Origin of the sequence: Nocardia sp. MH4 (genome assembly GCF_019266065.1) — a bacterium.
In the GTDB taxonomy this organism is placed as follows: Bacteria; Actinomycetota; Actinomycetes; order Mycobacteriales; family Mycobacteriaceae; genus Nocardia; species Nocardia canadensis.
In genome coordinates, this window is the sequence record NZ_LPNR01000039.1 from 1 (window position 1) to 20,566 (window position 20,566).

Consider the following 20,566-nt stretch of genomic DNA (forward strand, 5'->3'; position numbering starts at 1 on the left):
CGGGCGCGCCGCTCGGCGTCCCCGCCTCGGTAGCGCCCACCGGGCTCGCACCCGTCGGCGATGCGGTGCCCGGCGCGCCGGGGCGGGTCGAGTCGGCGACGGTCGAGTCGGTTCCGGCGGGTGTTCCGGACGCTCCACCGGTGCTGGTGGAGGCGGCGCCGGGCACCGGTGGCGCGCTCGTCGTCGCGGCGGGCCCCGTCGGCGCGGAGGGCGTGACACCGCCGAGGGCGAGGGTGCCGGTGGCCAAGGCCGCCATCGTGACCGCGGCCGCGGCGATGATCGCTGCCCGCTTGGCGGTGAACATCCGGGTGGGGGCGGATTCGGTCGTCGGGAGCGCGATGCCCTCGGCCACCGGAGCCGCCGCCACCGGAGCCGCCGCCATCGGCGCCGCGACGACAGCGGCCGGGATGGCCTCGGTAGGCACGGAGACCGCGGCCACGTCCAGGGCGATCTCGGCCGCGCCGTGCGCGGTGCAGGACGCCGGATCGGCGCAGGCGGCGACCGGCAGTCCGAACTCGGTGGAGATCAGCTCGGCGACCAGGGGGATCGCGCCACCACCGCCGGTGAGCAGCACCCGGCCGATATCGCCCATGGCGAGTCCGGCGCGGCGCACCGCGTCGTGCAGCAGGCTCATCGAGTCGAGCAGGATCGGGCGCAGCAGATCTTCGAGTTCGCCGCGGGTCAGCCGGACCTGTTCGGTGTGTCCGGCGGCGAGCATGCCCACCGGGATCACCGTCGCGGTAATTCTGGAGAGGTCTTCTTTCGCATTTCTGCAGCGGGCTCGCAATGCCGACAATTCCGCTTCGACAACGGGGTCGAATGGATCGATATCCCGATCGCCCAGCGCGTTTGCCAGAACATAGCGCATCGTCAGGAGATCGAATTCCATCCCGGCGACAGCCGTACTGTGCAGGGGTGCGCCGAGCATCCCGGCCTGGTCGCCGGTGCGTAACACGGTGACCGTGAGGCCGCTCGCGCCCAAGTCGTACACGGCCAGCGCGCCGTCGTCGAGCAGGCCGTTCTCCATCTCGTATCGGCGCACCGCGGCCATCGGCTCGGGCACCAGCGTCACCTCGGGCAGGCCCGCGCGTGTGAGGGCCGCCCGCGTCGTCTCGACCGACCGCTCCGGCCACCACGCCGGATAGCAGGACACGATCGTCGCCTCGGTGCCCGGGCCGGCCAGCTCGGTGACCAATGCCTGCGTCGCGGCGGCGACCAGATCGGCCGCATTGTGGCTGGATCCGTCCTCCGCCAGCAGATCCACCGGGTCACCGACCCGGGAGAGGTAGTCGTCGACCACCACGCCGCGCGCGTGCTGGGCGGCGTCGGCGAAGCCGGTCGAGCCGTCGGCGCCCAGCAGCAGGGCACTGTGGTGCGCGCGAACGGTGGTTCCGGATCCGTCGGCCGTGGTGGCCGCGGCGACCGAATTCGCGGCCCCGACGGTAATGCCGAGCGCCAGCCGCTCTGTCATTGGACAACCCCGTTCGCAGGACTTCCGGCGGACCGGAAATGTTGAGTACAACGAGATCGCCGGGGTGGTCGGCGTCCCACTCGAACTGTCGGTTGCTAGGGGGCAGCTGTTACCTGTGCTGGGGCAAGTACGGGGAAATTCCCCTAATCGGTGGTGTCCCCCTAACGGGCACCGTCGACCGTGAACTAGGCATTCGCCCCGTTACCTGTAACGACGTGCCGACCTAGCGTGAAAGACATTCCAACGACAACGGATCGGGCAGTACCGCCCATGATCTGGAGGAGCTGATCTCGATGACACCCAACGCGATTCTGGAATTCATCCTCAACCTGCTGCGTGACCGTGAGGCCGCCGCGGCCTACTGCGCCAACCCGTGCCAGGCACTGACCGTGGCCGGGCTCGACGTGACGCCCGAGGATATTTCCGCCGTCGCCCCGATGGTGGCGGAATCCGCGCTGGTCAGCGGCGGCTCCCAGTTGCAGGCGATCGTGGCGGCGGGTGCCGCGGCGGGCACGAGTGCCGCCCTCGCCTCGACGGCCACCGCGGCCGCCGCCGTGACGGCGGCGACCGGCGCCGACGCCCAGCTCGGCATCGGCCTCGACGTCGGCCTGGGCGCGGCGGCCTCGGCCGTCGCCGGAGCCGCGGCCCAGGTCGGCGCGGGTCTCGAAGCTGCCCTGTCGGCTGTCACCGGCGCGAACGTGGACATCGATACCGGCCTGGCCACCGACCTCTCCACCGTCTTCGGCGCTGACATCGGCCTGGACACCGCCCTCAACGGCGCGGTCGGCGCGGGCGCGGATCTCGCTGCCGGCCTCGGCGGCGCGCTGAACGGTGCGATCGGCGTCGGCCTCGATGGCGCGATCGGCGCGGGCGCTGATCTCGCCGCTGGCCTGGGCGGCACGATCGGCGCCGGTCTCAACGGCGCAGTTGGTGCGGGCGCGGACCTCGCCGCCGGCCTCGACGGTGCGCTGAATGGTGCGGTCGGCGCGGGTACTGACCTCGCTGCCGGCCTCGGCGGTGCGCTGAATGGCGCGGTCGGCGCCGGTACTGACCTCGCTGCCGGTTTGGGTGGTGCGTTGAACGGTGCGATCGGCGCTGGCGCGGGTCTCGACGGTGCGCTGAACGGCGCGGTAGGTGCGGGTGCGGACCTCGCTGCCGGCCTGGACGGCACGGTAGGTGCCGGCCTGGAGGGCGCGCTCGGTGCGGGGGCGAGTCTCGATGGTGTGGTCGGTGCGGGCACTGGCGTGGTTGCCGGTGCGGGCGGCGCCCTGAATGGCGTGGTAGACGCGGGTCTCGACGGTGCCGTTGACGCGGGCGCCGACCTTGCCACCGGCCTGAACGGCTCGGTGGGCGCGGGTCTCGAGGGCGCTCTGGGTGCGACTGCCGGTCTCGATGGTGCCCTCGGTGCGGGGGCGGATCTCGCGGCCGGCCTGAACGGCGCGGTGGCCGCGGGTCTCGAGGGCGCGCTCGATTCGACCGCTGGTCTCGACGGTGTGGTCGGTGCGGGGGCGGATCTCGCCACCGGCCTGAACGGCGCGGTGGGCGCCGGTCTCGATGGCGCGCTGACCGGTGCGGCCGGTGCCGGTGGCGCTCTCGGCATCGGGCTGGACACGGCCCTGAGCGGGGCCGTCGGTGCCGGTGGTGACCTCACCGCCGGGTTCGACGGGCTGGTGGACGGCGCCACGGGTATCGGCACGGATGCGGGCGCTCAGCTCGGCGGCGGGCTGAACGCCGGCGTGAGCGGCGCGACCACGGCGGTCGGAGGACTGGGCGCGGCGGCCTCGGCCGGGGCGCAGGCGGCGGCTGGTCTCGGCGCGGCCGCGACCACCACCGCGATCACCGGTCTCGACGGCGCCGTCGGCGCAGGCGCGGAATTCGGCACCGGCCTGGAGACCGGGTTCGGTGGTGCCGCGTCGGCCGGTACCGGACTGCTCGGTGACCTGTCCGGCGGCGCGGGCGGCGGCTTCGGGATCGACGGACTGATCACCGGCGCCGGCGAGGTCTCGACCGGGCTGGACACGGGCCTGTCCGCGACGACCGGTGCCGGTCTGCAGGGCGGCCTCGACACCGCCGCGACCCTCGGCGCCGATCTGACCGCCGGTGCCCAGACCGGATTCGGCGCGGCCGTGGATTCCGGCCTCGGCCTGGCCGGTACCGCTGGTGCGGAGCTGTCGGGTTCGGTGGCGAGCGGTGCGCAGTCGGGTCTGTCGGGTCTGGCGGAAACCGGTGTCGGCCTTGCGGGTTCGGCCACGGCTGGCGCTCAGGCCGGTCTCGGCGGTGTGGTCGACGCGGGCACCGGTCTGTCGGGTTCGGTGGCCGCCGGCGCGCAGGCGGGCCTGGACGGTGCCGCCGACGCGGGCGCGGGCCTCGGTGGCTTCGCCGATACGGGCCTGTCCGGCGCGGCGAGCAGCAGCTCGCAGTTCACGGGCGGCCTCGGCGGCACGGTGAGCGGCGCGACCCAGGGCAGCACCGCCGTGACCGGCGATCTCACCGGAACCTCGACGACCCACACCGACACGTCGGGCGCGCTCGGTGGCACCGCGCAGGGGGCGGTGACCACCGCCGCGGACACCTGGTCCTCGGTCGACGTGTCCAGTGCGTTCGGGTCCGGCCTGCATGGTTCGTCTCTCGGCGGCGGGGACGCGTCGCTGTTCGGTGAGTCGAGTACTGTCGCCGAAACCGGTGTGGACACCCACACCGACGGACTGTTCCACTGAGCGAAACGGGCGCTGCGATGGGGACTCTCGCACCGAACGCGGTGCCGCTGACGACGGTGTTGAGTGACACCGTCGCAGCGGCCCGTGCCGCGGGCCGTGACGATCTGGTCGGGCGCTTGGAGACGGTCGCGGTTCGGGTGCGCGATCCGCGCCATCGGATCGTGGTCACCGGGCAACTCGGCCAGGGCAAGAGTCGGTTCGTGAACGCGTTGCTCGGCTTGGACGTATGCCGGGTGGGTGACGACACGACCACGGTGCTCCCACTGCAACTGTCCTATGGTGCTCAGCAGCGCGCGTTCTTGGTCCTCACCGCCCCCGGTGCCGATGAGACGCGGGTGGAGATCCCGTTCGACCAGCTGGGCGAGGTCGATCAGCGCAGCGCACTGGCCCAGGGCCGTCAGGTGGTGCGGATCGAGGCGGAACTGCCCAACCAGCTGCTGGCCGACGGCGTCGTGCTGATCGATACTCCCGGCGTCGGAGGCCACGGAAATGCTTGCGCCGCAGGTGTTCTCGGTATCGCTGCCGCCGCCGACGCCGTGCTCGTGCTGTCGGACGCCTCCACCGAGCTCACCGCGCCGGAGCTCACCTTCCTCCGTCAGATCCGCGAATTGTGCCCCACGGTAGCGGTTCTGCTCACCAAGACCGATCTGTACCCGCACTGGCACCAGGTGCTCGAGGCCGATCGCGCGCACCTGACCCGCGCGGAGGCCGATGTGGCCCTGATCCCGGTCTCGGCGCTGTTGCGCGCGCACGCGCTGCGTCTGCAGGACGCGCAGCTCGGCGCGGAGTCCGGATTCGGTGTGTTGTTCGGCTTCCTGCGCGATCGCGTGGTGGCCCGCGACCATGCCGCCACGCGCCATGCGGTCGCCCGTGAGTTGTCCTCGGCGGCCGAACATCTGGCGCTCGCGCTGGGCAGCGAGCTGGTCACGCTGCGTGATCCCGCGCTCGGTTCGGCCGCCGTCAACGAGCTGCAGTCGGCCCGCGCGGCGGCCGAGGACCTGCAGCGGCGAACCGCGAGCTGGCAGCAGACTCTCGCCGACGGCATCACCGATCTCGTCGGTGATGTCGATCATGACCTGCGCGAGCGCCTGCGCGGTGTTGCCCGCACCGGCCAGGAATGGATCGACGAGCACGACCCCGGGCGGCACTGGGGCGCGATCGCCGAATGGCTCACCGGCGCCGTAGACACCGCGCTCGGTGACAACCTCCTGCTCACCCATCGCCGGGCCGAACTGCTCGCCGAACGTATCGCGGGTCATTTCGCCGAGGTCGGTGCCGTCGATCTGCCCGACGTCCACGCCGGAATGGACGACGAGCGCCAGCTCGCCAGCTCGGGCTCCCTCGCCGACCTCGAACCGGACATCGGTTTCACCAGCAAAGTGCTGGTCGGTATGCGTGGTTCCTACGGCGGCGTCTTGATGGTGGGCCTGGCCACCACTTTCGCCGGGCTGGCGATGCTGAACCCGATCTCCCTCGGCGCGGGACTGATCGTGGGTGGCAAGGCCTATCGCGACGACAAGTCCGCGCGCCTGGCTCGTCGCCGGATCGAGGGGAACGCGGAGGTGCGCCGGTTCCTCGACGACGTGGCGTTCCAGGCGAGTAAGGACACCAAGGACCGGCTCCACCGTATCCACCGCGCCTTGCGTGACCATTTCGCCGGGGTGGCCGAGCGCAGCCTGCGCTCGATCGATGCGTCGCTGCGGGCCGCGCAGGACGCGGCGACGATGGCCGCGACGCACCGCGCCGAGCGGACCGTCGTCCTGGAACGTCAGTTGACCGCCGTCGCCGAGCTGCGTCGCTACGCGGATTCCATGCAAGCCGAGCTGGGACGGGCCGACGGTACGGTATCTGGGTGACCCACCGTTTCGACACCGCCGCGCCGCAGGCCCAACCCGGGATCCTGGCCGAAGCGCACGAGCTGGTCGGCGCGGCGGCGCGGATACTCGGCCGGGACGAGTACGCGCGCGCCCTGCTCGCCGAGTGTGAGTACCGTCTGCGGGAGCCGCTCCGCGTCGCGCTGGCCGGTTCGATCAAAGCGGGCAAGTCGACGCTGCTGAACGCGCTGGTCGGGCAGGCTGTCGCCCCGACCGATGCCACGGAATGCACCCGCGTGGTCACCTGGTACCGCGACGGCGCCACCCCCACGGTGACCGCGCACGCGGCCGACGGGGCCCGCGCCAATGTGATCGTGCGCCGCGGCACCGGCGCGCACGGCCTCACCTTCGACCTGAGCGCTTTGAACTGGGACGGCGGACGTCCCCATGAGGTCGATCATCTCGAGGTCGGGTGGCCCTCGGCGGCGCTGGCCCAGACCACGATCATCGATACCCCCGGCACCTCGTCGCTCTCGCGCGAGGTGTCGCTGCGCACCGCGCGGCTTCTCACGCCCGCCGTGGCCGGCGCCGATGCGCGCGGGTCGGCCATCACGGCGCCCGGCGCGGACGCCGTGGTCTACCTGCTACGCCGCCTCGACGCCACCGACGTGCAGTTCCTCGAACAGATCGGCGCCGGCGCCGGTGGCGGGGGACCGCTCGGTGTGATCGGGGTGGTGTCGCGCGCCGACGAGATCGGCGCGGGCCGCATCGATGCGCTGCATTCCGCGCGTGATGTCGCGGCCCGCTTCGCCGGCGAGCTCGAACGGACCGGGTTGTGCCAGGCGGTGATTCCGGTGGCGGGGCTGCTCGCGTTCGCCGCGTCCACCCTGCGCCAGCCGGAGTTCGCCGCGTTCGAGGCGCTGGCCACGGTGCCCGCGGAGGATCTCGGTGTCGCCCTGCTCTCGGCGGACCGGTTCGCCCGCGCCGACATCGCGCTGCCGGTGGCGCCGGAACTGCGTGCGCAGCTGGCGGATCGCTTCGGCCTGTTCGGTATCCGCATGGCCACCATGCTGATCCGCCTCGGGGTCCGGGATTCGTCCTCGCTCGCCGCGGAACTGGCCGCCCGTAGTGGTATCGATGAACTGCGCTCGGTGCTCGAGGTCCAGTTCGGCCAGCGCGCCGAGGAATTGAAGGCGCATTCGGCGCTGAGCACCCTGGACCGCATCCTCGTCGCCTATTCCGGCACCGAGGCCGACCTGTTGCGGCCACGGGTCCGCGCCCGGCTCGCCGACGTGCACGGGTTCACCGAACTGCGGCTGCTCGGTCGGCTCCGCACCGACGAACTCCCGCTGCCGCCACCGGTTCTCGCCGACCTCCATCGCATCCTGGGTGGTGCGGGCGTGGCCGCCCGCCTGCGTCTCGGACTACCCGCCGACGTCGACCTGGAGACGGTGCGTGCCACGGCATTCAGCGCGGTGCGCACGTGGCGTGCCCGGGCCGCCCATCCGCTGGCAGATCAAGCCACCGCGACCGCCTGCCGGGCGGCGGCCCGCAGTGCCGAGGGGATTCTGGCCGAACTGTCGGGCCCGGTCGGATAAGCACGCTCCTCCCCGAGGAACTCCCGGGTCCCGATCAGCGCATGCCCACCGGGCCGGACAGAACTCCTACGCCCGCAGGAGGGGCACGATCTCCTCGGCCAGGTACTGCTCGACTCCGCGTCCGGCGCGCTTCGCCGCGACCACGGTTGTTCCGCGTTCGTCGGCCCCGGCGGTCAGTGTGTTCCGTGACTCCGTCTCGACGCCGCCGCCGAGGACGAGCGGGCGAACCTGCGCGCGGTCGAGGATGTCGAGCGCTTCCGCCTTCTTCCATACTGTGACGATTTCGGTTTCGAGGCCCATCGGACGCTGTTCCAGCTCAGCCGGACGGAGGTCTCCGGCGGGTCACGATGTCGCGTCGGGTGCTGCGGTTGAGCGAGGTCGGCGCAAGAATGGCCCGGGTTCGGGAAGTTTTTTCGGGCGGCGGGAATGAATCGCCGCAGCTGCTGGTTGTGCAGATCGACAACATTGAGCGTGAGTGACTCAAGTCTAGGTTGACTCGCGAGGGATCTCGAGGGCAGGATTGAGCCCACCACGCTCAGTGTTACTGAGACTGTTGCCCCTAAGTTCGTCAAACAGGAGGAATCACTATGGCTCGTGCGGTCGGAATCGACCTCGGGACCACGAACTCTGTCGTCTCCGTTCTCGAAGGCGGCGAGCCGGTCGTCGTCGCGAATTCGGAAGGCTCGCGCACCACCCCGTCGATCGTCGCGTTCGCGAAGAACGGTGAGGTTCTCGTCGGTCAGCCTGCCAAGAACCAGGCCGTCACCAACGTCGACCGCACTATCCGCTCGGTCAAGCGCCACATCGGCACCGACTGGAACGTCGAGATCGATGGCAAGAAGTACACCCCGCAGGAAATCTCCGCGCGCACGCTGATGAAGCTGAAGCGCGACGCCGAGGCCTACCTCGGTGAGGAGATCACCGACGCGGTCATCACCGTCCCGGCCTACTTCGAGGACGCCCAGCGTCAGGCCACCAAGGAAGCCGGCCAGATCGCCGGCCTGAACGTGCTGCGCATCGTCAACGAGCCCACCGCGGCCGCGCTCGCGTACGGCCTGGACAAGGGCGACAAAGAGCAGACCATCCTGGTCTTCGACCTCGGTGGCGGCACCTTCGACGTCTCGCTGCTGGAAATCGGCGAGGGCGTCGTCGAGGTCCGCGCGACCTCCGGTGACAACCACCTCGGTGGCGACGACTGGGACGAGCGGGTCGTGTCCTGGCTGGTCGACAAGTTCAAGGCGTCCTCGGGCATCGACCTGACCAAGGACAAGATGGCCATGCAGCGTCTGCGCGAGGCCGCCGAGAAGGCGAAGATCGAGCTGTCGTCGAGCCAGTCGACCTCGATCAACCTGCCCTACATCACCGTCGACGCGGACAAGAACCCGCTGTTCCTCGACGAGCAGCTGACCCGCGCCGAGTTCCAGAAGATCACCTCCGATCTGCTGGACCGCACCCGCGCGCCGTTCCAGTCCGTCATCAAGGACGCCGGCATCAACGTGGCCGACATCGACCACGTCGTGCTCGTCGGTGGCTCCACCCGTATGCCCGCCGTCTCCGACCTGGTCAAGGAACTGACCGGTGGCCGTGAGCCGAACAAGGGCGTGAACCCGGACGAGGTCGTCGCCGTCGGCGCCGCCCTGCAGGCCGGTGTGCTCAAGGGCGAGGTCAAGGACGTCCTGCTGCTCGATGTCACCCCGCTGTCGCTGGGCATCGAGACCAAGGGTGGCGTGATGACCAAGCTCATCGAGCGCAACACCACCATTCCGACCAAGCGCTCGGAGACCTTCACCACGGCCGACGACAACCAGCCGTCGGTGCAGATCCAGGTGTTCCAGGGTGAGCGCGAGATCGCCTCGCACAACAAGCTGCTCGGCTCCTTCGAGCTGACCGGCCTGCCCCCGGCCCCGCGTGGCGTGCCGCAGATCGAGGTCACCTTCGACATCGACGCCAACGGCATCGTGCACGTGACCGCCAAGGACAAGGGCACCGGCAAGGAAAACAAGATCAAGATCCAGGACGGCTCCGGCCTGTCCAAGGAAGAGATCGACCGGATGGTCAAGGACGCCGAGGCGCACGCCGCCGAGGACAAGGCCCGCCGCGAGGAGGCCGAGACCCGCAACCAGGCCGAGTCGCTGGTGCACCAGACCGAGAAGTTCATCAAGGACAACGAGGACAAGGTCCCGGCCGACATCAAGTCGAAGGTCGAAGAGGCCATCGCCGAGGCCAACACCGCGCTGGCCGGCACCGACATCGCGGCCGTGAAGACCGCGGTGGAGAAGCTGGCGACCGAGTCGCAGGCCCTGGGCCAGGCGCTCTACGAGTCGCAGGCCGCCGACGCCGCCGCCGAGGGCAACGGCGCGGGCCCGGTCGATGACGACGGTGTCGTCGACGCCGAGGTCGTGGACGAGCCGGTCGACACGGAGAAGAAGTGACCGAGGCCAACTCCGAACAGGAGCTGATCGAAGACATCGTCACCGATGCCGACTCCGCCGCCGACGTGGCGGCGGAGCCGACCACCGACGGCGAGGCCGAGGCGCCGGTCAGCGACGAGCTGGCCGAGCGCACCGCCGACCTGCAGCGGTTGACCGCGGAATACGCGAACTACCGCCGCCGGGTGGAGCGGGATCGTCAGGCCAACATCGACGCGGCCAAGGCCGCGGTGGTGACCGAGTTGCTCGGTGTGCTCGACGATCTGGACCGGGCCAGGGCGCACGGCGACCTGGAGACCGGCCCGCTCAAGGCCGTCGCCGACAAGCTCGAGACCGCGCTGACCAAGCAGGGTCTCGTCGAATTCGGCAGCGTCGGTGACCCGTTCGACCCCACGCTGCACGAGGCCGTGCAGCACGAGGGTTCGGGCGCGGATCCGGTGATCGGCCTGGTCATGCGCAAGGGCTATCGGTTCGGCGAACGGGTGCTTCGGCACGCGCTGGTCGGGGTAACCGATGCCGAGGCCGTGGGGGCATCGGATTCGGATGCCGACGGCGACAACCAATAGGAACGCGCCGCGAACGACGGGCCCGGAGGCGGTAGCGGAGCGTAACCACGCAGGGCCCCGAGAGCGGCGCAATTCAACACAGAGAGGAGGAGATGCCCGGTGAGCCAACGGGAGTGGATCGAGAAGGACTTCTACAAGGAGCTGGGTGTCTCCTCCGGCGCCTCGCAGGACGAGATCAAGAAGGCCTATCGCAAGCTCGCCCGAGACCTGCATCCGGACTCCAACCCGGGTGACACCAAGGCCGAGGAGCGGTTCAAGGCGGTCAGCGAGGCCAATGCCGTGCTGTCGGATCCGGCCAAGCGCAAGGAGTACGACGAGACGCGCCGCCTGTTCGCGGGCGGTGGCGGTCGTGGCTACGGCGGTGGCGGGTTCACCCCCGGCGCCGGCGCCGGCTTCTCGCAGGACTTCAACATCGGTGACATCTTCGGCCAGGCCGGCGGCGCCGGTGCCGGCGACGGCGGGCTCGGCGATCTGCTGGGCGGGCTGTTCAACCGGGGTGGCGCGCGCGGCGCGAGCCGTCCGCGCCGGGGCGCCGATGTGGAGACCGAGACGACGCTGGGCTTCCGCGAGGCGGCCCAGGGCGTCACCGTCCCGCTGCGGATGACCAGTCCGTCGCCGTGCACCACGTGCCACGGCAGCGGCGCCAAGCCGGGCACCAGCCCGCGAGTGTGTCCGCACTGCAACGGTTCCGGTGTGGTCAGCCGTAATCAGGGCGCGTTCGGTTTCAGCGAGCCCTGCGACGACTGCCGCGGCACCGGGTCGATCATCGACGATCCGTGCACGGACTGCTCGGGCACCGGCATCCAGAACCGCACCCGCACGATCACCGTCCGGATTCCGCCCGGTGTCAGTGACGGACAGAAGATCCGGTTGGCCGGGCAGGGCGAAGCGGGCTTGCGTGGGGCGCCCTCGGGCGACCTCTACGTGACCGTGCACGTCAGCCAGGACAAGGTGTTCGGCCGTCAGGGCGACGACCTCACCCTGGTGCTCCCGGTGAGCTACAGCGAATTGGTGCTGGGGACAACTGTTTCCGTGCCGACGCTGGACGGCCGGGTCGGTGTGAAGGTGCCGCCGGGCACCGCCGACGGGCGTATCCTGCGGGTACGCGGTCGCGGTGTGCCCAAGCGCGGCGCGGCGGGCGGCGCCGGTGACCTGCTGGTCACGGTGAAGGTCGCGGTTCCGCAGAACCTGGATTCCGATGCCACCGATGCGCTCAAGCGCTATCAGGAGGCGGAGAAGGCGGGTGGCTTCGATCCGCGTGCGGGATGGGCGGGTGCTTGACGATGTCCGATAATCCGAAGTCCGCGTCGGGTGGGGCCTCGCGTGCCGAGTTCTTCATGATCTCGGTGGCGGCTCAGCTGGCGGGTATGCACGCGCAGACGTTGCGCACCTATGACCGGCTGGGTTTGGTCACGCCTCAACGCACTTCGGGTGGCGGACGCCGGTACTCGGCCCGCGATGTCGAGCTGCTGCGCGAAGTGCAGCGGCTGTCGCAGGACGAGGGTGTCAACCTCGCCGGCATCAAGCGCATCATCGAACTCACCAACCAGGTGGAGGCGCTGCAGCAGCGCGTAGAGGAGATGAGCGCCGAGCTGGAGCAGTTGCGGGCGGGCTACCGGCCCGACCTGTCGCCGCCCCAGCGCAGCACCGCGCTCGTGGTCTGGCAGCCACGGCATCGGCGCTGAGGTCCACGTTTCGGCCGAGCCCCCGGTTCGCGATCCGCTCCCGCGGTCGCGGGCCGGGGGCTCGGCCGTCGGTCGGTCAACCCCCGGCGACCGTCTGGTGATTCTCCAGCAACCTCTTTATTCGTGATCTTGCTCATCCCCTACCCCGGCGCAACGCTGTGAGGTGCGGATATATCTCGGAACCATCACGGAAGTTTGCTGGAAGGACGCTGAATTCGGACCAATCGGAGCCTGTTTCCGCAGGAGAATCGCAGCTCTCCGACACACCGTGCCCGCGTGTCGCGGCACGGCGCGTCGGATTTCGGGGCCCCGGATTCGTAGCGGAAGAGTCGCTCTACCAGGCACATTGGTGCGAGATCGGTGCTTTTGCGGGCAAGATCAGCAAAGCGTGAGGTCGTGTTCACCGGCCCTTAACGATCTTGGGGTATGTTTTCAGGTGATACTGATGAGTACTATCTGGTTTTCACAGAATTACATGCGTGATGTTTAAGAGTACGATTCCGAAGCTGGCAAACCTCGCCTAGACTTCTCGCATCGGCTGCTGACGAGTGTCCTCCCAGCCCGTCACTCGCCGGCGCGGCTAGCGTTCGATGGCGAAACGAGGTTGTGACACATATGGATTCGCGGACTGTCGCTTTGATCCGAACTACGTTCAAGGCGGTTGCTGCGGAAGACGGTGGGCCCGAGAAGCTAGCCAGGTCGTTCTACTCGATCCTGTTCACGGACTATCCCGGAATCCGTGACTACTTCCCGGCCGCCATGGACTCCCAGCGTGACCGGCTCGTCAAGGCGATCTCCTACGCGCTCGACCGGCTGGAAGAACCGGACAAGCTGCTTCCCTTCCTGGCCCAGCTCGGGCGCGATCACCGCAAGTACGGTGTGCAACCCGCGCACTACGTGGCGGTCGCCAATTCGCTGAAGTCGGCCATGCGCCAGTTCGCCGGGACCGAGATGTGGACCGACGAGGTCGCCAGCGCCTGGGACGAGGGCCTGGCCACCATCAGCGGCGCGATGATCAGCGCCGCCGACAAGGAGACCACCCCCGCCGCCTGGAGCGCGACCGTGGTCGAACGCCGGGAGGTGTTGCGCAACCTCGCGGTCATCCGGGTCCAGCTCGAACAGCCCATGCAGTACGCGGCCGGCCAGTACCTCAGTGTCCAGGTGCCCGCGCGGCCCCGGATGTGGCGCTACCTGTCCCCGGCCAACCCGGCGAACGCCAACGGCGAGATCGAGTTCCACGTGCGCAGCGTGCTCGGCGGCTGGGTGAGCCCGGCCATGGTCTCGCACACCACCGTCGGCGACCAATGGCTGCTCGGTTCTCCGCTCGGCGGGCTCGGCGTGCCGCGCAACACCAAACGCAAGATGCTGATGGTCGGCTGCGGCACCGGCATCGCGCCGCTGCGCGCGCAGATCATGTCGATGGCCCAGCGCCGGGTGAACCCGAAGGTCCACCTGTTCGTCGGCGGCCATCACCCGTGCGACCTCTACGACCTGCAGGTGCTGAGCCAGCTGGCCGTCGCCAACAAGTGGCTCACCGTCACCCCCGTCAGCGAGAGCGACGAGAACCCCTGGTGGTACTACGATTCCGGCGAACCGCAGGCCGACCTACCCGGCCTCGAGCCCCGGATGACCGGCCAGATCGGCAAGGTCGTCGCCAGCTACGGCCCCTGGGCCGATCGCGACGTCCAGATCGTCGGCTCCCCCTCGATGGTCCAGACCACCAAGTTCCGCCTGATGGCCGCGGGCACCCAGGCCAAGTCGATCCGCCACGACCCCCTGTTCTAGGCCCGAGGTTCGCTCGGATGGGTGAACTTCGGGGTCGACGATCGAGATCTGCAGCGCTCGCGGCACATACCGGTGTCCGATAGCGTCGCACCCGATGAGTACTCCTGGGGGAGCGAACGGTCAGTCGTTGTCGGTGGTTCCGACGAAGTGCGCGATGTCGGTCGATATGTCTACGCGTCGCGGAGGCGCTGCGGACGGCGTTGGGCTCGGCGAGCCGCGAGGTCGAAACACTGCTCACCGGAGGATGGACCGGGGATCTGGCCGATGATTTCCGCACCGGCTGGACCGAAACCAATGATGGCGGGACTCAGATCTGTTGGGCGCTGACCAGCATGGCCGAGAAGCTGGGCGTCACCGCCGACAACTTCCAGAACCAGGACGCCGCAACGTCCTAGACGGGATTCGCCGAATCGCGGAGGGGTTCAACAATTCGACCGGGTATCTCGAGATTTCCGATGCTGAGATTGGATCGAGCGAAGTTTTTCGTGCGGCGATCACATCGGCTGGTCGTAAGCGTCTGAACGAGCTGGGTGACCCGTATGAAGTATCCGGGGATCCGTGGTCCGATGATCCCCTTCTGCGGGCAGTGGGCCCTGTTCTAGGCCCCCTCGGCGATGATGTTCGTCGGGGGAGTGCCCGTTTCGATGAGGCGGTCGACCGTGGTGCGGACCATGGCGGGGGAGCCGCAGACCAGGACCTGGTGCTGATCGAAGGGGCCGTGCGCGGCGGCGACGTCGGCGAGTGTGCCGTGCAGCATCTCGGCGGGGGCGAAGCCGATGTCGACGCGGGAGTGCTCGTGCCATTCGTCGCGGATCGGCGGATCGTCGGGGCTCTCGACCACGGGAATCACCGTCAGCCAGGGCAATTCGCCCGACAGCAGGAACAGCATGTCGGCGGCGTAGAGGTCGCGCGGGGAGCGGCCACCGTAGAAGAGATAGGTGCGCGGCGGGTTCTCGCGCCGGGCCAGGTCGAGGATCTGCGCGCGCATCGGCGCCAGGCCGGTGCCGCCCGCGATCATCACCACCTCGGTGGCCTCGGGATCGATGTGGAAGATGCCGTAGGGCGCGTTGATCCGCCACTGGTCGCCGGGCTTGGTGTCGGCGACGATCGAACTCGAGCACCAGCCGCCGGGCACCGTGCGCACATGGAACTCCAGTTTGCCGTCGAGTGACGGCGGCAGCGCGGGCGAGAGCCTGCGCCGCACGCCGGGGTGCTGAGGCACCTCGACTTCGACCGAACCGCCCGCCGCGAACGGCACGAAGTCGCCGATCAGCCGGATCACGGCGAGGTCGTTGCGCAGGCGGTGGTGGCCGACGACGGTCGCCGTCCAGGCCGGATCGGGAATCTCGCTCATCGGTCTCTTTCGCGAAACGGGTAGTGCGGGAAGGGTTCTCAGCCGACGGGGTCGGCGGCGATGATCTCCGGTGGGGTGCCGGCCCGGATCAGCGCGCGGCGGGTGTCGGCGATCATCCGGGGTGAGCCGGCGAGCTGGATCTGCCGGTCGGCCCACGCGCCGAAGCTGGTCACCACCGCACCCAGGTTACCGACCAGGCGACGGTACATGCCGCTCGGCGCGGACGCGGGCCGCTGCGGATACCACCACGGGTCGTCGCGTTCCTCGCACACCGGCACCACGGTCAGCCACGGGTTGGACTGGGACAGCTGCCACATGTTGTCGACGTCGTAGAGGTCGCCCGGGAAGTGCCCGCCGACGAAGAAGTGCACGCGCGGATTGATGCCGCGCTGACTCATCTCGATCAGCTGCGCGCGCAGCGGCGCGATACCGGTGCCGGAGCCGATGAACAGCACATCGCGCCCGGACTCCCGGTCGACGTGCAGGCCGCCGAGCGGACCGGCGATCTTCCATCGATCACCGACCTTGGTGTCGTTGACGATCGCGGGACTCACCCAGCCGCCGCTGATCCGGCGCACATGGAATTCGATCTCGCCATACGGATTCGCGGGGATCGCGGGGGAGAAGTAGCGCCACATGTTCGGCCGCTGCGGCACCTGCACGGGCACGTATTGGCCCGCCTTGAACGGGATCGGCCCGTCGGCCTGCAGCCGCACGATGGCCAGATCGTCGAGCACCTTGCGATGCCCGACCACCGTCGCTCCCCAGAACGGCTGCGATTTGTCCTCGTTGGCGCCGATCGCCATCGAGGCCGAGACGAGGATGGTGATATCGCTCCAGCCCTCGTGCAGTTCCCTGGTCCACCGGTTGCCGTGGAAGGAGCGCAGCGCCGAGAGCAACGCCCGGCCCGCCATGTCGTAGTGGTCCGCCTCGACGCCGTATTTCCGGTGGTCGCGGGCCAGTTGCTCGAGGAACTTCTGCGCGCGCTCGAAGTCCTCCAGGTTGTCCAGGACATACTGCAGCGCCGTCACCAGGCGCTTGGGCATCATGTCCATCGCGGGGGGGAACAGCTCCCGTAACGCCGGGTTCTGCGCGAACAGGTGACCGTAGAAAGCGCTGATCAGCCGCTCGGGGCCACCGGGTGTCTCCGACACCCCGCGGAAATCGGCGCGGACCAGCGCAAGCGAACGCGCATCCACGTCGTCAAGCTCCCTTTCCCTGAAATTGCTGCGATGTGGCCCCGCCTCGCGACGGGTGCCTCCTCAAGTATCCCCCGAAACATGCCGCTGGGTGCAGGGATGCTCGTCACGGTCCCATTCGCCGGACGGATCGTAAGCCGTCGATCGCGGGTTGGCACGATGTCGCCGTCATCGATATGGGTCGGTGATCTTCCGCCCGAAGCGAGACCTGGCCACACGCCGCGATAGCTTCCGCGAACGATCTGCCGCTCTACACGAGCAGTGTCGATGCCTTCCACGGCCTGGCCCGGGTGCGCACCCGGGTAGCGGTGGGAATGGACGGGCAGAACGCGGCGGCGGAATGCCCGTCGATGATGCGGGTCATCTCGGAGTCGTGCGCTGCTCTGGTTCGGTGTGGTACGGATCGGTGATCCGCCGGAGTTCGATCAGGGTGTGCCGTAGGTCGTTGGCGGCGGGTTGTCCCAGATGGGTGATCCACTCTGCCTCTACCTTCGATGCTGTCCGGTTCGCCAGTTCCACGGCGCGTCTGCCCTTCTCGGCCAGGCGCAGCTGCCGGGCGCGTCCGTCGCTGGGGTCGGGATGCCGCTCGAGGTATCCGTTGCGGACGAGCTGATCGACGAGCACCTTCGCGGTCTGCTTGGTGATCTGTGCCTGGGCGGCCAGCTCGGTCAGGCGCGACCCCTCCGGCCCGATCCGCGCGACCAGGCGTGCCTGGGCCGGGGTGAGATCGTCGAACCCGCCCTGGGCCAGTGCGAGGAGTACCCGCCGCTCCATCTCCCGGTAGGGAACGAAGAGGAGAACCCCGAGGTTGAGTGCGTCGTCGCTCATCTCACTCCTTGATCCGGTCAGCTTCACTGACTATATTAGTCAGAAAGGCTGACGAATTGGAGGCCGTGGTTATGGATGTCGATCAGCACTGGCGGATCATCGCCGAGCAGCGCCGCGCCATCGCGCACCTGCTCACCACCCTCACCCCCGCGGAGCTGGACAGTCCTTCCCGCTGTGACGGCTGGCGCATCCGCGACGTCGCCGCGCACGTGGCCCTGGCCCCACAACCACCCGGTCCCCTCGGCATGCTCCGCGAAGCCGCCCGCGCCCGGGGCAGCTTCCACCGCCTCAACCACGACCTCGCCGTCCGCCACGCCGACGCCACCCCCGACCTCGCCGCCGAACTGTCGGCCGTCGCCGACTCTCGCCGCCTGCCCGCGGTCACCAACTACCGCAACATCCATTTCGACGTCATCGTGCACGCCCAGGACATCGCCCGCCCCCTCGGCCGCACTATCGCTGTCGACCCGGCCGCGGCAGCCGTTGCTGCCCAACGGGTCTGGACCATGGGCTGGCCGTTCTGGGCCAAGCGCCGTCTCGGCGACGTCACCCTCGTGGCCGAGGATTCGTCCTGGACCGTCGGCTCCGGCCCCGAGATCCGCGGCACCACCCTCGACCTGCTCCTGCTCCTCACCGGACGCGAGGTTCCCGGCCTCGTCCGCCGCTGAATCAGCCGACGATCAACCGGACCGCCGCGCGTCCTCCTCGATCCCGACGTTCTTGCCGACGATGTGCTGGACCAGCGCGGGCTCCGGCGGCACCCCGTACGAGCGCAGGTGGTGCAGGGCCGCCCCCGGCCGCCCGAACACACCGTCGGTGTGGAAGTTCGACGGCACATCCCGAACCCGCGCGTCGAAGTCGTCGGTGTCCGAGCTGCGCGCACTCGAAATCACCGGCGCGTGCGGGAGAGGAGCCGGTATTCGATCGCGGATCAGCGGGTGCGGACCGGGCCGATTCACCACCGGTTTGCCCTCGGATCGCGCCCGCCGAACGGCGCCGAAAGTCGAAGTCCACTCGTGGCCGGCCCACCTGCGCGGCCCCGCTCCAGCCCCCTTTCCCATGCTAATGTCCCAGGTCAGAGCAGTGGACGGCGAGAAGGGGTGGGGATTGAAACGCGCAGGTACGGCAGTGATCGTGGCGGGGCTCGCGGTGGTCGGGCTGGCGGGGTGCGACGCGGGGGAGAGCTCGTCCAACGGCGCGACCACGACGGCGAAGCCGGTGCTGTGGAATCCGTGCACGGAGATTTCCGATGGCGCGCTGACGGCGGCGGGGGTGGATCCGGCGAGTGAGGAAAAGGGTGTCGCGGGGGTTCCGCAGTCGGGGTGGGAGATCTGTGGATGGGATGGCCCGACATTCGCCGTGACCGTCTACGCCACGAACAAGACGGTGGATCAGTTCAAGTCCAAGCCCGGCAATGCCGACTTCCGCGCTGTCACGATCGCCGGCCGAACCGGCGAAGAGTTCCGCGTCGACGGCGCGTCGAAGAAGCTCGACTGTAATGCCGTGTTCCCGGTCGCGCAGGGCGTCGTGCAGTTGCAGATCCTGAATCGCGCGAGCTTGGACGGGCTGACGGATCCGTGTGTGTCCTTGGCGCGAGTGGGCGAGACCCTCGTGCCGACATTCCCGAACTGAGGGGGCGAAACGGTCATGGCTGAATCCCCGTATTCGGACCTGCTCGGCAAGACTCGCGCGGGCGAGGTCTACCTGAACGACGACGCGGCCGCGTACCACATGTACAAGGCTTGCGATAAGCGGCTCACCGACCTCGATTCGCTACGCGCCGTGGCCATTCGAGCGCAGGCCGTCAGCGGCTTCGGTGACTTCGACATGGCGAGACAGCTGGAGAAGCAGTTCCTCCGGCAAGCCACCGGCGACGACAATTCCGTCGACGCCGTCATCATGAAAGACATCGAAGCGGTCAAACAACTGCGCGAAGTCTTCTCCCTGTCCTTCAAACGCCTCACCGGCCAGGACATCGAGAACGCCGATGCCCTCGACTACACCACCGAGCAGGTGAAGTAGATGCAGCCCGATATCGCGGGACTCGACCTCTTCGGCGGTCTTCGCAATTTCGTCCTGTCCCCGTTCGGCGATGACGGTGAACTCGACGCCGCCGATATCGCCGACATCCAGGATCGGTACAACGATCAGCGCACGACGAACCGTCAGAAGGCCGCTGAGCTGGGATTCGACGGCGAGTACCGGCCCAATATGGTGACGAAGACCGACGACTTCGAGGGGACCGTAGCCGAGCTGCGGGCCAAGGTGGACAAGATCGACCTCGACGCCGTCAACGACCTGATCGGCGCGTGGAACGAGATCGCGACCCGCAACAGCACCTCGCTCGACGAGTTCCGCAAGCAGCTCACTCGCGGCATGGCACCCGAGGTCTGGTCCGGCGCCGCCGCGACCGCGGCAGCGGAAACCGTGGCGGCATACGATGCCACGGGCAAGAGGGTCACCACCGCCGCCGCGCTCACCAAGAGCAAGTTGGACGAACTGCGCACCGGCCTCGAACCGACCAAGCGCCTTGTTCCGTTCGAGCCCGAACATCGCAGCGGCCTCGACAACTTCGGTGGGCTCTTCACCGGACGCGCCTGGCGTAATGACGATGTCGCCAAGGAGAACGCCCGAGTCGAGGCGGTGCGCGTCCTGACGTCCGTCTACGCCCCGGTGATTCTCGAATCCGATACCAGGGTTCCGGTCATTCCCCTCCCGAAGACCCTCGACAACGGTGGCGGCGATCCCGCCGACCACGGGGGATCGACCAGGCCGAACTCGAACAATCCGAATTCGTCCGGCCCGGGCACCGAGCAGCCGGCGACCGACCCCGCGTCCACCACACCGGCATCGACCACGCCGACCGATGACGACACCACCGGCGACGACACGACAACCGGCGACGACACGACCGACGACGATTCGACCGCACCGCAGTCGACCGATCCCGGCACGACCACCCCGGCCGCCACGACTCCGAGCGGTGCCGCACCCGGATCCGGGTCGCCGTCCGGATCACCGGGCGGCGCGGGAACTCCCGGCTCCGGCTCGCCGGGTTCGCCCGCTGCGGGCAGCGCGGTCCCCGGTGGCGGCGCGGCCGCCGGGACCACGGCGGCGGGC

At 69.1% G+C, this 20,566-nt stretch carries 19 protein-coding genes; 13 read left to right on the forward strand and 6 right to left on the reverse strand.

All coding sequences use genetic code 11. The features are described from left to right. The coding region (locus tag ATM97_RS01825; RefSeq protein ID WP_218716158.1) for an Hsp70 family protein at positions 1 to 1,471 on the reverse strand (1,471 nt) is incomplete at its 3' end. Positions 1,472 to 1,764: 293 nt separating this feature from the next. Between ATM97_RS01825 and ATM97_RS01830 the strand changes: the two genes are divergently transcribed. From ATM97_RS01830 to ATM97_RS01840, 3 genes are read left to right on the forward strand one after another with little or no spacing between them, the layout of a single operon-like run. Beyond that, complete coding sequence (locus ATM97_RS01830; RefSeq protein ID WP_218716159.1) at positions 1,765 to 4,188, forward strand: IniB N-terminal domain-containing protein; 2,424 nt, start codon at positions 1,765 to 1,767, stop codon at positions 4,186 to 4,188. A 17-nt stretch (positions 4,189 to 4,205) separates the two neighbouring features. Further along, the gene (locus tag ATM97_RS01835; protein ID WP_218716160.1) at positions 4,206 to 6,044 is read left to right on the forward strand and encodes a dynamin family protein; all 1,839 of its coding nucleotides are present in this window, start codon (positions 4,206 to 4,208) and stop codon (positions 6,042 to 6,044) included. Next, positions 6,041 to 7,600 (forward strand): dynamin family protein, encoded by a 1,560-nt coding sequence (locus ATM97_RS01840; protein WP_374104818.1) that lies wholly within the window; start codon positions 6,041 to 6,043, stop codon positions 7,598 to 7,600. Before ATM97_RS01835 ends, ATM97_RS01840 begins: the two co-directional genes overlap by 4 nt. A gap of 66 nt (positions 7,601 to 7,666) precedes the next feature. On the opposite strand, the gene ATM97_RS01845 is transcribed toward ATM97_RS01840, so the two are convergent. Next, positions 7,667 to 7,900 (reverse strand): hypothetical protein, encoded by a 234-nt coding sequence (locus ATM97_RS01845; protein WP_218716161.1) that lies wholly within the window; start codon positions 7,898 to 7,900, stop codon positions 7,667 to 7,669. Between the two features lie 287 nt (positions 7,901 to 8,187). Between ATM97_RS01845 and dnaK the strand changes: the two genes are divergently transcribed. The 6 genes from dnaK (at position 8,188) to ATM97_RS34160 (ending at position 14,460) form a co-directional block, all read left to right on the forward strand. Then, a complete protein-coding gene (gene dnaK / locus ATM97_RS01850; RefSeq protein ID WP_218716162.1) occupies positions 8,188 to 10,032 on the forward strand; it encodes a molecular chaperone DnaK in 1,845 nt (614 codons plus the stop codon). 35 nt (positions 10,033 to 10,067) lie between these two features. Then, positions 10,068 to 10,595 (forward strand): nucleotide exchange factor GrpE, encoded by a 528-nt coding sequence (grpE, locus tag ATM97_RS01855; RefSeq protein WP_374104819.1) that lies wholly within the window; start codon positions 10,068 to 10,070, stop codon positions 10,593 to 10,595. Between the two features lie 99 nt (positions 10,596 to 10,694). Continuing rightward, positions 10,695 to 11,876, forward strand: a complete 1,182-nt coding sequence (dnaJ, locus tag ATM97_RS01860) for a molecular chaperone DnaJ (RefSeq protein WP_218716164.1) — start codon at positions 10,695 to 10,697, stop codon at positions 11,874 to 11,876. Between the two features lie 2 nt (positions 11,877 to 11,878). Continuing rightward, positions 11,879 to 12,280 carry a heat shock protein transcriptional repressor HspR gene (locus tag ATM97_RS01865; protein ID WP_218716165.1) on the forward strand — a complete coding sequence of 134 codons (402 nt, stop codon included), beginning with the start codon at positions 11,879 to 11,881 and terminating at the stop codon, positions 12,278 to 12,280. Between the two features lie 615 nt (positions 12,281 to 12,895). Beyond that, the gene (locus ATM97_RS01870) at positions 12,896 to 14,065 is read left to right on the forward strand and encodes a globin domain-containing protein (protein ID WP_218716166.1); all 1,170 of its coding nucleotides are present in this window, start codon (positions 12,896 to 12,898) and stop codon (positions 14,063 to 14,065) included. Positions 14,066 to 14,265: 200 nt separating this feature from the next. Further along, entirely contained in the window at positions 14,266 to 14,460 is a 195-nt protein-coding gene (locus ATM97_RS34160; protein ID WP_255586696.1) for a WXG100 family type VII secretion target, read from the forward strand. 203 nt (positions 14,461 to 14,663) lie between these two features. On the opposite strand, the gene ATM97_RS01880 is transcribed toward ATM97_RS34160, so the two are convergent. The 3 genes from ATM97_RS01880 to ATM97_RS01890 all read right to left on the reverse strand — a co-directional run bounded on the left by ATM97_RS01880 (position 14,664) and on the right by ATM97_RS01890 (position 17,446). Beyond that, a complete protein-coding gene (locus ATM97_RS01880; RefSeq protein ID WP_218716167.1) occupies positions 14,664 to 15,419 on the reverse strand; it encodes an FAD-binding oxidoreductase in 756 nt (251 codons plus the stop codon). 38 nt (positions 15,420 to 15,457) lie between these two features. Next, complete coding sequence (locus ATM97_RS01885) at positions 15,458 to 16,618, reverse strand: FAD-binding oxidoreductase (protein ID WP_218716168.1); 1,161 nt, start codon at positions 16,616 to 16,618, stop codon at positions 15,458 to 15,460. Between the two features lie 360 nt (positions 16,619 to 16,978). Next, positions 16,979 to 17,446, reverse strand: a complete 468-nt coding sequence (locus tag ATM97_RS01890; protein WP_218716169.1) for a MarR family winged helix-turn-helix transcriptional regulator — start codon at positions 17,444 to 17,446, stop codon at positions 16,979 to 16,981. 71 nt (positions 17,447 to 17,517) lie between these two features. Here ATM97_RS01890 and ATM97_RS01895 point away from each other — a divergent pair, with 71 nt between their 5' ends. Next, the gene (locus ATM97_RS01895; RefSeq protein WP_218716170.1) at positions 17,518 to 18,114 is read left to right on the forward strand and encodes a maleylpyruvate isomerase family mycothiol-dependent enzyme; all 597 of its coding nucleotides are present in this window, start codon (positions 17,518 to 17,520) and stop codon (positions 18,112 to 18,114) included. 12 nt (positions 18,115 to 18,126) lie between these two features. On the opposite strand, the gene ATM97_RS01900 is transcribed toward ATM97_RS01895, so the two are convergent. Further along, complete coding sequence (locus ATM97_RS01900) at positions 18,127 to 18,339, reverse strand: hypothetical protein (RefSeq protein ID WP_218716171.1); 213 nt, start codon at positions 18,337 to 18,339, stop codon at positions 18,127 to 18,129. 190 nt (positions 18,340 to 18,529) lie between these two features. Between ATM97_RS01900 and ATM97_RS01905 the strand changes: the two genes are divergently transcribed. The 3 genes from ATM97_RS01905 to ATM97_RS01915 all read left to right on the forward strand — a co-directional run. Next, entirely contained in the window at positions 18,530 to 19,078 is a 549-nt protein-coding gene (locus ATM97_RS01905) for a DUF3558 domain-containing protein (RefSeq protein ID WP_308248335.1), read from the forward strand. A 15-nt stretch (positions 19,079 to 19,093) separates the two neighbouring features. Beyond that, on the forward strand, positions 19,094 to 19,468 hold the full coding sequence (locus ATM97_RS01910; RefSeq protein WP_218716173.1) for a hypothetical protein: 375 nt from the start codon (positions 19,094 to 19,096) through the stop codon (positions 19,466 to 19,468). Continuing rightward, a partial coding sequence (locus tag ATM97_RS01915; protein ID WP_218716174.1) for a hypothetical protein occupies positions 19,469 to 20,566 on the forward strand: 1,098 nt, incomplete at its 3' end.

Bases quoted from the DNA above. Each gene is read 5' to 3' on its own strand.
- ATM97_RS01910 (WP_218716173.1), top strand. From the start codon at position 19,094: ATGGCTGAATCCCCGTATTCGGACCTGCTCGGCAAGACTCGCGCGGGC.
- ATM97_RS01835 (WP_218716160.1), top strand. From the start codon at position 4,206: ATGGGGACTCTCGCACCGAACGCGGTGCCGCTGACGACGGTGTTGAGT.
- dnaK (WP_218716162.1), top strand. From the start codon at position 8,188: ATGGCTCGTGCGGTCGGAATCGACCTCGGGACCACGAACTCTGTCGTC.
- ATM97_RS01895 (WP_218716170.1), top strand. From the start codon at position 17,518: ATGGATGTCGATCAGCACTGGCGGATCATCGCCGAGCAGCGCCGCGCC.
- ATM97_RS01845 (WP_218716161.1), bottom strand. From the start codon at position 7,900: ATGGGCCTCGAAACCGAAATCGTCACAGTATGGAAGAAGGCGGAAGCG.
- ATM97_RS01865 (WP_218716165.1), top strand. From the start codon at position 11,879: ATGTCCGATAATCCGAAGTCCGCGTCGGGTGGGGCCTCGCGTGCCGAG.
- ATM97_RS01830 (WP_218716159.1), top strand. From the start codon at position 1,765: ATGACACCCAACGCGATTCTGGAATTCATCCTCAACCTGCTGCGTGAC.
- ATM97_RS01880 (WP_218716167.1), bottom strand. From the start codon at position 15,419: ATGAGCGAGATTCCCGATCCGGCCTGGACGGCGACCGTCGTCGGCCAC.
- ATM97_RS01890 (WP_218716169.1), bottom strand. From the start codon at position 17,446: ATGAGCGACGACGCACTCAACCTCGGGGTTCTCCTCTTCGTTCCCTAC.
- ATM97_RS01870 (WP_218716166.1), top strand. From the start codon at position 12,896: ATGGATTCGCGGACTGTCGCTTTGATCCGAACTACGTTCAAGGCGGTT.